Consider the following 10899-nt stretch of genomic DNA (forward strand, 5'->3'; position numbering starts at 1 on the left):
TCCCGCAACTCGGCGACCTGTTCCACGGAGAACTCCATACCAAGCGACCCTCCCACACAAGATCAAGTAACGCTAACGGAATCACGAGACACTAGCCCCGTGTCCAGCGGCACGGGATAGCCTTAGGGAGCACCAAATGACTAACGGTAGGAGGTGGGCCCCCGATACCGTAGCCCGCCCCGGTGAGTGGCAGCGCGAGGCGGCCTGCGCCTCAGAGGACCCGGAAGTCTTCTTCGAGACTACTGAAGAGTCGGCAGCCAAGCAGATCTGCCGCCGATGCCCTGTCCTCAACGACTGTTGGGGCCAAGTTATGACTGCAGAAGCAGGCCAGCGTTGGGAGCACCGCAGCGGTGTCGTGGCCGGCATGAACCCTGTGGAGCGCGCCTTGCTCGACCCGAAAGCCCGCGGTGAAGGTTCCCGCTGATCTTTGAGCTTCTTTCGACTGGCCACAGATCGGGTGACGGCACTCCCCGAACCCCCTGGTCAGACGCTGCTGAAGCACCATCGGGTGACGTGTCTGAAGAAGCTCTTTGAGGGGCTCGAAGGTCCCGGGCAGGAACCCAATGAGGTTTTCTCAGCGGTGTTCACTTCCAGATTCCGTTGAGGACGAGGGCGGCGCGGGCGATGTCGCAGATCCGGCTTGGGTCAGGGCTTGATCAAGTTCCTTCAGTTTCCGGGTTGTTGGTGATGCCCAGGAGCGGGAGGGATCGTTCGGGCTGGTCGCGGATTGCGCGGGTGGTCTTGGCGATGTTGACGGCTCCGAGGGTTTTGAGCAGGCCGATGGCGAGGTTGCGGAAGGTGGCCATGGCGCGGGGTGCGGTGCCGGTGTGGAGGGTGGAGGCGTCCTCGGCGTAGGTCACGTCTCGCACATGGTGCAGGGCCTCGACGGCCCAGCGGCCGCGGACGGCGGCGAGCTCGGCCGGGGTGGTCTGGTGGGCGTCGAGACTGGTGACGGCATAGACGGTCTCGCGGCTCTCGCGGCTCTCGCGCCCACCGGTCTGTTTGCGGCGCCGAGTTCGTCGGCGATGCCGCAGGTCTTGATCGAGCGGGACTCCCGGCGGCAGTGTCCGGCAGAGGAAGCGGTGTGCTGGACGGCGATGTCAGGCCAGGGCAGGGCGGCGAGCTGCCGGTGGGCGGTCGGCTGATTCCGCTTGATCATGGCGATGTAGTGGGCGTTCTTCGTCTCGACCAGCCAGGTGACGTTCGCCTGGACCGAGTGCAGGGCGTCGAAGGTGACCAGGGATCTGTCCAGGTCCAGCGGTTCGAGCAGGGGCCTGAAGTGCGCGGTCTCGTTCGTCTTGGTTCTCACCTCGGCCTGGGCGAGGGTCAGGGCCCGGTTGGTGGGTGACGGCGGAGAGCAGGTGTCTGCGGCCGGCGGACAGGCGGGCCGATCCTCTCAGCGACTTGCCGTCGACGGCGATCACCTGTCGTTTCCCCGAGGCTGTTCCCGCGGTGTTCCGGGCGGTGAGGTAGGCGCCGACGGCCTGGTCCAGGGCGTCACCGTCGACGGCCGCGAGCACGCGGCCGATCGTGGTCCGCGAGGGGGCACGGCGCCACCGCAGCGGATGCCGGCGGACTCCGACGGCCGTCAGCATGGTGTCCGAGGCCCGCGCCGCCCACTCGGCGATCTCATCCACACTCCTCGTTCCGGACACGGCCGCGCAGGCACAGACGAGGCCCGATGGACGACTCACCGCTCCTGATGGAGAAACGTGAGAGCCACCCCGGCAAGGCGCCGAACCATCCCTGACCCGTCAGGCGGACCAGGCGACCTTCTCGGCCCGGCTGTCGCGCAGCTTGCCGATTTGGCCTGAGCTGCGTCAGCTCGCGCTCCAGGGGCTTGAGTTCGTCGCGTACAGCCCGCAGCTCACCGAGGCCGGCCGAGTACTTCCTGCTGTCCCTCGGGTCCCCCTCAGGTGTTGGCCATGTCGACGAAACGACTCAGGTAGAGCTGCTGCGCCACTGTGATCGACGCGGTCGGCCCGTTTCGGTGCTTGCCCACGATGATGTCGACCTCGCCCGCCCGCGGGCTCTCCCTCTCGTAGGCGTCGTCGCGGTACAGCAGGATCACCATGTCCGCGTCCTGCTCGATCGAGCCGGACTCACGCAGGTCCGAGACCTGTGGCCGCTTGTCCGCCCGCATCTCCGGCCCGCGGTTGAGCTGCGACAGCAGGATGATCGGCACCTGGAGTTCCTTCGCCAGCAGCTTGAGGCTCCGTGAGATGTGGCTGACCTCCTGCTCGCGGCTGTCGTGCCGCTTGCCACCGCTCTCGATCAGCTGTGCGTAGTCGATGATGATCTCGGCGAGAGCAGGAATGCGGGTCTTGAGCCGACGGCACTTCGCCTGGATCTCGGCCAGGGACCGCGCGCACTCGTTGATGTAGAGCGGAGCCTCGCTGTACCGCTTGGCGGCGACGGCGAGCCGGCCCCATCCTGCCTCGTCGAGCGTGCCGGAGCGGATGTGGTGGAGAGCGACGTCGCCTTCTGCGGACAGGCACCGCATGTTGAGCTCGTCGATGCTCATCTCCAGTGTGATGAACGCCGCCGGGCGGCCTGCACCGGGGGTGGGCTTCCGGTTCTTTCCCCGCGGCATCGTGCAGGCGCGCGCGAAGTCCATGGCGAGGGTGGACTTGCCCATGCCGGGCCGGGCTGCCACCACGATGATCTGTCCCGGCTGAAAGCCGTTCGTCAGCGAGTCGAGATCGGTAAAACCGGTGGTGACACCGCTGAGCTCGCCTCCGGACTCAGCGGCCTGGATCATGTCGAGGGTGCCTTCGAGGGTGTCGCTCGGGGTGAAGAAGTCGTCCTGGCGGTCGCGGCCTTCAGTCACCGCGGCGATCTCCGAAGCCGCGGCCGCGGTGATCTCGTCGAGCTCACCGACGCCCTCGTACCCCATCTGGACGATCTTCGTGCCTGCGGCCACCAGCCTGCGCAGGACCGCCCTCTCGCGGACGATCTCGGCGTAGTACTCGGCGTTAGCGGCGGTCGGCACCGACTGCACCAGGGTGTGCAGGTAGGAGGCACCGCCGACCTTCGCCAGCTCGCCGGACTTCTGCAACGCGTCGCCGAGGGTGAGGGGGTCGACCGGATCGCCCTTGGCTGTCACCTCAAGGATCGCCCGGTAGATCGCTTGGTGAGCGGGGCGGTAGAAGTCATCGTCCGCCAGCAGGTTGGACACCTCGGTGATGGCCGTCTTCGACAGGACCATGCTGCCGAGGACCGACTGCTCCGCGTCGAGGTCCTGCGGCGGGAGTCTTTCGAAGGCCTGCCGGTCGGGCTGGGCGCGGGCGGAGCGGAAGGTGGGCTCGATGAACGCCTCGTCCTCCGCGGGCGGTGCGGGGAGTGGGACACTGGCCATGGATCTCTTCCTGTCAGGTAGTGGTCTGGAGCGGCGGCCGGTTCTTCGCGGGAGCGGCCGCCGCCGTCATGTTCGCGGCTGGGTCAGACAGCCTGCCGTCGCAGGCCGGAGAGGATCGTGGCGACCTTGTCCGGCATCGGGACAGGTGCGAAGTCGGGGTCTTCGGCCACAGCCGGGCGAGGCCTGGGTACGTCCTTGCGGGCCAGTCGGCGGGGGAGGTCCTCGATGCGGGCCTTGAGCACTTTCGTCGGACGCTTCACGCCCTCGGGGTTCTGGGTGAGCTCCGTAGCCAGCGAGTCGTCCAGCTCCCAGCCCTGATCGGCAACGACTTCAGCCAGCAGGGGAGCGAGGCTCTTCGCCGTTACGCGCCCTGCGGTCCAGGGGCGGGGCAGCGTCTGCAGGAACTGCGAGGCGGCTTCCACCTGCTCAGCCGAGGGGGTGGGGTTGGTGGGGATCTCCTCCTCCCGCGCCGCAGGCGCCACACCATCCGCACCTGTCCCGAGGGGGTAGGGGGAGGAGGTATTTACCTCCTCCGGGGGGTGTGGGGGGGAGCCCGTTCCACTTCCGGTGTTCGCGGACGTGGGCTGACCTGCGGAAACGAACGATCCTCCACGTCCGCGAACACCGCTTCCGCGAACACCGGAAGAACCCTTGTTTCCGCGAACACCGGAAGTGGGCTGACCTGCGGAAATAGCAGTTTCCGCGAACACCGGAAGTTTCGTCTCGGGCTCCCCGGAGGCGTCCTCGGGCGAGTAGTCCGGGTTGTCCTCGAAGTGCTCGTACACCTCGTACGAGGTCAGCCCGCGGTACCCCTTGCCCTTCGGGTTGGGGATGGTCGTGCGGCGGATGAAGCTGGCCTCGATGAGCCGGGCGAAGGACTCGTAGACGGCGTCCCGGCCCACGAGCTCGGTGCCGCTCTTCGCCGACCGCAGGCCCGCCTCTCGGACCGAGGCGACCACTCCGGGCACGGTGACCTGGTTGCCGCTGTTGATCGCGAAGAGGACGTGGAGGTAGACGACGTAGTCGAGCTGGTGGGTCAGGCGGCCGCTGAAGGCCACGGCCCGCTGGACCGTGACGGCGCGCGCCGGGGCCTGGCCCCGGACGATGGCGGCGGCGATGTCGAATTCGTGGTGCTGACTCATGCCGGCACCGACTTGCGGCGGCCGGCTACGGGCAGGAGGTGGACCGCCACCCACGTGGTGGCGGTCGGAGGGTAGTTCGGGTGCACGGCACTCCTCCTGATGGGAATTGTGCCGTGAACTCTCCGCATCAGGGCTTGCCCGAAGGCTTGCCCGCGGCCCGAAAGGCCCAGGTGCGGGCTCGGGGTCGGTACAGCCGCACTGGCGGCGTTGCGCTGGTTTGACACGCAAGGTCCCCTTTGATGAGGGAGCCATGGATCAGCTGATCAACTGTGACGCGGGCCACCTGGGCAAGGGTGTGCTGAGCTTGCCCACGGATCGTCGTCTATTCTGTTAGGTAGGTGACCGGCGGGCCCCTGGTGGTCCAGGCACCCAGTGCGGTCACCGCGCTGAACCACGACTCCGGATGCTTGCCGGCTGGGGAGTCGCTTCGACGGCCGTCCTGTCCAACCAGGGCGGCCGTCCTCGTTCTCTACGCACGGTCTGTACTCATGGCGCGCGTTCTCCTCGCGTTTCCTGTGCTGCGGGCGGGACCCGCTCGTCTCTTTCGCCCTGCACGTTCGATCGCTGACTGACCGGATCGACCCACCGTCCTACAGCGTTTCCTCAACGAGCGGCAGGTCGTCGTAGATCAGTTCCAGTCGGTCGGCCGCGCCCATGACTTGGAGAAATTCGACCGGGCGGCGGGTTACGTCCCGGGTTACGCGCTGCACAAGGAGTAGAGGCACGGCCGCGCCGACCGCTAGAACTGCAGCCTCGTCTCTCGTTGGCATTCGGGCAGTGACGTGCTCATCGGCCCAGCGAGGAGTCAGACCGCCATGCTTCATTGCGCCGTAGATCCCGCCCGAGATGGTGACTGGTGCGTCCAGGCCGAGCTCGGCGGCGAGAGTTGCTTCGTACCAGGCCGTTTGTACCTGGACGACATCGTCTCCGATGGATGCATGACGGGTGCGCCGTATGACAGGAGCTCCTGGGGCGATGCCGAGGGCTTCCGCAACGGCCATCGGCGCGGTGGTTCGGTCAACGCTGATCGGCTGCATTCGCCCGTCCAAGCCCTGCTCAGCCGTAGCAGCTTGCCAGGGCCCCAGCGGACGGTCCGGCCGGATCACACCTCGATATCGGGACAGTGGTACGCGTATCGGCGTCCGATCTCGAACCACCGTCCCGTGGCGGGGCCGACGCACGACATAGCCGCGCTCAACCAGTTCTCGGTACGCCCGATCTACTGTGCCCTTATGTTCCCCCTCTTCGATCAGCTGCTTGTTGGTCGGCATCTTCGCGCCGGGCGGAAACTCCCCAGCGTCAATGCGGGCCGCAAGCCGGTCGGCCAGGTCTTGCCACTGCCGGTGAGCGGGCACTGCGATCCCTCCTCCCTGAGGTCGACGGCCTTAGCGTACTTCATTAAGTCGGGTTGTTGACACACCATCATGCCAAGTCTCGTCGTCGTCACGTCACGTCACGTCACCAGCCGAGTCGGGGTCGCATCCCGGTGAGGTGCTAGCTGGCACGTACTACCGCCTTGCCCAGATCCTGCGCGTTCATCAGCCCGAGAGCAGCAGCAAGTCGCCCGCCCAACAGGTGATCAGCTTCACCAGATTCCGAAGGTGTCCCGACTGCCTGCTGCCATGCACTGTCCGTCCTCCAGGACACCTGCCTCGCCGAGCACCTGGTGGTAAAAGAGCTCACCCTCGACGCAGTCCATCCCCTCCGCCGCGAGGAGCCTCTATGCCCATGACGCTCGTGACCCCAAAGACGCCGACGGCCCGCAAGCGCCGACGGAAGTCCCGCACCAAGACGACCAGCCAGCTGCCGGTGATCGTCGCCGAGCCCTGCCGCACGCAGCTGTCCATCGGCGACGTAGCGCCGACCGAGGCCCGCAGCGTGCCGCTCGCGTCGGTCGACGAGAAGGCGTTCGACCGGCGGCAGGGTGGGCTTGTCGGGGGTGCCGGCGTTGGCCGGTGCGGCAAGCAGCGCCGCTACGGTCGCCAGCAGTACCGTGGCGGTGCAGGTGAGACGGAGGTGCGACATGCCGGTTTCATCCTTCCCGGGCGGGCGCCCCGGCCACCGAGGCCGGGACATACATGGGGGCTGTTGGAGGGCGTCGGTGTGGCCACTGAGAGAGCGCCCTTTCGGGCCGTGGAGTCGGTCCGGACCCGGGAAAGAGGCGGTGGGGGTCCGTAGCACGGCAGCGTCACCTGCCGCCGGTGGCCTCGTCACGGCAGTCGGGGGCGAGAGCGTAGAGGGTCCAGCCCGGTGCCGATCGTGACCGGGGAGCCCGTGTCAGCGTCGACCCGGAAGACCCGGCTCTGGTTGAAGTCCGCGATGGAGGCGTCGCGGCCCGGGGTGACGACGCCGGTGGGGAACTGCAGGCAGGTGCCCACGGTGCTCTGAGGGCCGCCGTCGGGGGCGACTTTGCACACCGGACCGTTGTAGGGGTCCGCCACGATCACACTGCCGTCCCTGCAAAGGGGCGGGCCCCCGGGATCGGCCAGCCCGTCGACCGGCACGGTCGTGACCGGTCCCCCGTGCGGCGGCACCTGGATGACGCGCTGATTGTAGCGGTCGTTGACGAACAGCGATCCGGCGGGGGCGACCTTGACGACGCGCTGATGGCCGGTGTCGGCGATGTGGACGTTTCCGTCGGAGGCGATCGCGACCCCGGAGGGGGAGTCGAGGCGCGTGCCGACAGTTGTACCGGGTCCCCCGTGCGCGGGCCGCTTCACCACGCGGTCGTTGAATGTGTCGGCGATGTGGACGGCGGGGATGCATCTGCCCGTATCCACGGCCGGTGCGACCATCGGGGCCGCAACCGCACAGGGACCGCTCAATAGTCCCGCGGCCAGGCACGGTCCGACGAGCCTGAAGACCAGATGCCAGGCTCTGCGCCGGAGGTACCCTCCTCGGCGCCGGAGCCTGGGTCTGTGAGAAGACATCATGCGGTACCTGCCTTGGCTGTGCGGCGAATGGAAGCACGACACCGGCTCCGATGTACCCTATTGCTCAGAGTAGGCAAACCACCCTTCCTGCTCTCATTTGTGGCCCGAGAAGCCATCCGCATTCCGAATCTGATCTGTGCGTTTCTGCTGGTCAGGGATGAACTCGGGTTGGCCGCGGCAGAGTTCAGGTGCGCGTCTGCTCGCGTAGCGTTCGTTGGGGTTGCTGATGCCGTCGGTGCTCGGTCTGCAGCATTGAATCCCCAGGGAGCGGAGGTCAGCCCGCCATGTGTAGCGGTTGCCGAGCCGGTGCCCGGGCTCGGTCTGGTAGCCGAGGTGGTGGCCGCCGCAGCATGTCGTCGTGGCCGGTGCCGAGCGGCTGGTCCGTGACCGGATCACGCTTCTCTTCGCGCACCGAACCGGTGCTGCAGTCCGGCCCAGTTGGGCCAGCACGGTGGGCATGGGAGACGATGCAGGTGCAGGCGCGGACTCGACAGGTGCTCATGGGACTTCGACACTCATCATGATCACTGAAACCGCGCCCATCACGTCCGCCCCTGTCCGGACCCGGGTGTCGCCTCCAAAGAGGGGCCGGCACCGCACTCCGGACAAAACTCGATCATGCAACGAGCCCCTGGGCATCATCCACCGCATCGCCTGCAAGGGCATCGAGTCGTCCGGCGTTGGCGGGTAGGTAGTGCATCCCGCCGGCCACCAGCAGGTGCAGGGCCGCCAGGTTCGGCAGGAAGCCGGCAAGGCCGACGAGACCGAAGTGCGGCTATCCCGGCTGCAAAGGTCGGCACGGCGAGAGTTAGGGCGCCGGGCTCGGCGCCCTAACTTGGTCTTTAACGTCCGAGGTCGAACGGTGCCTCGTACTTGATCACTCGGTTCGGTAACCGCCGTACGTGGAAGCGGCCTTCGTCTGGATCATGTGCTCCGACCAAGGAAACACTCACATCCAGCACCGAACACGAAGTACGTCGGCGACATCACCTACCTGCCGGTGGGCGACGGCGAGTTTCCACATGCGCACCTCGCTGGTCACCGACGCGCTCCGGGCAGCAGCCCGGGTCCGCGGCAGCCGGGACGGGGAGATCTTCCAAGGTGACAACGGCGCCCAGGGCGGATTCAATCGGTGGTCGCAACACCTCTCGTGAATTCGCCGATGTCTGCGCCGAGTTGCGAGTACGGCAGTCCATGGGCGCGGTCGGCACGAGCGCGGACAACGCGCTCGCCGAGTCGTTCAACGCGACCCTCAAACGCGAGACGCTCCATGGTGCCCGCCGTTTCGACGGGGCCCGCGCCTGCCGCCTGGCGGACTTCCGCTGGACCACCCACTACAACACCCGCCGACGGCACTCGGCAAACGGACAGCGGGCACCGATCGTCTACGAACAGCAGTCAGCTACTCTGACACTTGCCGCATAACGACACGAACAGGTGTCCACCCTCCAGGGTCAAGGCACGAGACCCGTCAATGCACCAGCTGGGACGCGCATCGGCCTCCAACCAGACACCAAGGAGGCTCGCTGATGCAGGCATACAGGGGCACCACCCGCCAGACCTACCCCTCGTGGGAAGACCGGCTGGCGGCCAAGACGAGCGGCTTCGCCGTCGCGAGGGCTATGCCGACTGCATCGCGCGTCTGAGCCACCACCTCGCCGGCTGACCCAGGCATACCCTCCTGACCGGCCTCTGAAAGGACCGCAATCATGCCCTTCGAGATCTATCGCCCCGACCTGGGCCAGCCGCGGCGCAAGCAGCGACCAGCGAAGCTCACCGTGCTCCACAGCGAGAGCGGACGCTCGCAGATCACCCTGTCCGCGGGCACGCGAAACTGGCTCCGTCCCACGCCCGGCGAAGCCGGTGCTCGCTGGCCAGGCAACATGCCAACGATGAAGCTCATCGTCCTTGTCGACCGGGACGCCCGCAAGCTCATGCTGCAGCGTTGCGCCGACAACGAGACCGGCGAGCACGTCTACGAGGTCCGTGGGCTCAACTCCTCCAACGGAACTGCATACATCACCGGTTGGAAGTTCGACGAAGCACTCGACATCGAAGCCGGCCACTACCTCTGCGAGCTGATCCCTGACATGGACGACGACAGCGGCAGCACCGAACGCGCCGTCACCATCTCGATGGACGCCGGTGTGCCGCCGAAGAAGAGGGGGACCTCCGCCCAGCCCACTCATGTGCAGCAGCATGCTGCCGATTCTCGCGCTGAGCCGACGACGGAGACCGACTAACTTGATCTTTAACGTGCGTGGTCGAACGGTGTGTCGTACTTGATCACTCGGTTCGGTAACCGCCGTACATGGAAGCGGCCTTCGTCTGAACATGTGCTCCGACCAAGGAACACACACGTCCAGCACGAAGGCCGTGAGGATGAGTCTGCTGCATCACGATGCCCGGCGAGAGCCGCTGGTGGAACTGTCACGCTTCCGAGACGACTTCTACTCCTGTCTCACCGCTCGTTCGGATGCTCTGTTCGAGCTGGCGGATGCGGTTCTGTGCGGTGACGGTCCGGTGAGATCGCTGGCCGAGCTGTCGCTGGTGGGCGAACACCGCCGCGGACACGGGGGCCTCTACGCCGCGCTCGCCCAGGGCCGAGTCGACACCGAACGGATGCGGCGGACCTTGGCCTCGGTGCCGCTGCCGCGAGCTGCTGACGGTCGGCTGGTCCTGGCCGTCGACGTCACCTGCTGGCTGCGGCCCGACGCCCACACCTCACCAGAGCGAATCCTGTGCCACACCTACGGCCGGGGCAAGGACCAGCACATCCCCGTCCCCGGCTGGCCCTACTCGATCATCTGCGCGCTTGAGCCCGGCCGTAGCTCGTGGACCGGATACGCTCGGACCGCGTCCTGCGCCGGCCGGCCCCGCCGCGGGAGCCTCACACCAGGGGCCGGCCGCCCCGGCACGGCGGCGAGTTCGTCTTCGGACAGCCCGACACCTGGGGCACCCCGGACACTCACACGGTCACCGACGCACGTCTCTACGGCACCGCCCTGGCCCGGTCCTGGGACCGGCCCCACCCCAAACTCACCCACCGCTCGTCCTGGGCTGCGGTCGACGGCACCCTCCCGATCATCGAAGGAACCGTGATCCGCCTGGACATCGACCACCTGCCCAGCGGAGCCACACCGAAGCCGGTCTGGCTGTGGTGGTCCGGTACCGACGCAGACGCAGCTGACGTCGACCGGCTCTGACAGGCATACCTGCGACGCTTCGACATCGAGCACACCTTCCGCCTGTTCAAGCAGACCCTCGGCTGGACCTGCCCGAAGATCCGCACACCCGAAGCGGCCGACCGCTGAACCTGGCTGATCCTCGCCGCCTACACCCAACTCAGTCTCGCCCGGCCACTGGCCGCAGACCTCCGCCGGCCCTGGGAGCAACCCGCACCCATCGAACGCCTCACGCCCGCCCGCGTCCGCCGGGACTTCCGGCACATCCGCCCGAAGACCAC

At 67.2% G+C, this 10899-nt stretch carries 9 protein-coding genes and 3 pseudogenes; 5 read left to right on the plus strand and 7 right to left on the minus strand.

Annotated features, from left to right (window positions below):
- Positions 1-136: 136 nt before the first annotated feature.
- Positions 137-424, plus strand: a complete 288-nt coding sequence (locus ACFYMC_RS28975) for a WhiB family transcriptional regulator (RefSeq protein ID WP_388530889.1) — start codon at positions 137-139, stop codon at positions 422-424.
- Between the two features lie 232 nt (positions 425-656).
- Here the strand turns inward: ACFYMC_RS28975 and ACFYMC_RS28980 are convergent, their stop codons facing one another.
- From ACFYMC_RS28980 to ACFYMC_RS29005, 6 genes and pseudogenes are all read right to left on the minus strand, one after another.
- Positions 657-860: a hypothetical protein gene (locus tag ACFYMC_RS28980; RefSeq protein ID WP_388530892.1), complete on the minus strand. Its 204-nt coding sequence runs from the start codon at positions 858-860 to the stop codon at positions 657-659.
- Positions 857-1309: a transposase gene (locus ACFYMC_RS28985; RefSeq protein WP_388530914.1), complete on the minus strand. Its 453-nt coding sequence runs from the start codon at positions 1307-1309 to the stop codon at positions 857-859. The genes ACFYMC_RS28980 and ACFYMC_RS28985 overlap by 4 nt, the downstream gene beginning before the upstream one ends.
- 172 nt (positions 1310-1481) lie before the next feature.
- A pseudogene (locus tag ACFYMC_RS28990) lies at positions 1482-1694 on the minus strand (transposase family protein); the annotation flags it as partial.
- A 218-nt stretch (positions 1695-1912) separates the two neighbouring features.
- On the minus strand, positions 1913-3358 hold the full coding sequence (gene dnaB / locus ACFYMC_RS28995) for a replicative DNA helicase (RefSeq protein WP_388530895.1): 1446 nt from the start codon (positions 3356-3358) through the stop codon (positions 1913-1915).
- 83 nt (positions 3359-3441) lie between these two features.
- Positions 3442-4500 carry a hypothetical protein gene (locus tag ACFYMC_RS29000; protein WP_388530898.1) on the minus strand — a complete coding sequence of 353 codons (1059 nt, stop codon included), beginning with the start codon at positions 4498-4500 and terminating at the stop codon, positions 3442-3444.
- 590 nt (positions 4501-5090) lie between these two features.
- The gene (locus ACFYMC_RS29005; RefSeq protein WP_388530901.1) at positions 5091-5855 is read right to left on the minus strand and encodes a GntR family transcriptional regulator; all 765 of its coding nucleotides are present in this window, start codon (positions 5853-5855) and stop codon (positions 5091-5093) included.
- 373 nt (positions 5856-6228) lie between these two features.
- Between ACFYMC_RS29005 and ACFYMC_RS29010 the strand changes: the two genes are divergently transcribed.
- The gene (locus ACFYMC_RS29010; protein WP_388530904.1) at positions 6229-6678 is read left to right on the plus strand and encodes a hypothetical protein; all 450 of its coding nucleotides are present in this window, start codon (positions 6229-6231) and stop codon (positions 6676-6678) included.
- A 32-nt stretch (positions 6679-6710) separates the two neighbouring features.
- Here the strand turns inward: ACFYMC_RS29010 and ACFYMC_RS29015 are convergent, their stop codons facing one another.
- Positions 6711-7280: a hypothetical protein gene (locus ACFYMC_RS29015; RefSeq protein ID WP_388530907.1), complete on the minus strand. Its 570-nt coding sequence runs from the start codon at positions 7278-7280 to the stop codon at positions 6711-6713.
- Positions 7281-8373: 1093 nt separating this feature from the next.
- Here ACFYMC_RS29015 and ACFYMC_RS29020 point away from each other — a divergent pair.
- The 3 genes and pseudogenes from ACFYMC_RS29020 to ACFYMC_RS29030 form a co-directional block, all read left to right on the plus strand.
- Positions 8374-8858, plus strand: a pseudogene (locus tag ACFYMC_RS29020) (integrase core domain-containing protein); the annotation flags it as partial.
- Between the two features lie 284 nt (positions 8859-9142).
- The gene (locus ACFYMC_RS29025; protein ID WP_388530911.1) at positions 9143-9676 is read left to right on the plus strand and encodes a hypothetical protein; all 534 of its coding nucleotides are present in this window, start codon (positions 9143-9145) and stop codon (positions 9674-9676) included.
- Positions 9677-9815: 139 nt separating this feature from the next.
- Positions 9816-10899: pseudogene (locus ACFYMC_RS29030) on the plus strand (transposase); the annotation flags it as partial.

The sequence above is a fragment of the Streptomyces sp. NPDC006879 genome (assembly GCF_042869595.1).
Classification (GTDB): Bacteria; Actinomycetota; Actinomycetes; order Streptomycetales; family Streptomycetaceae; genus Streptomyces.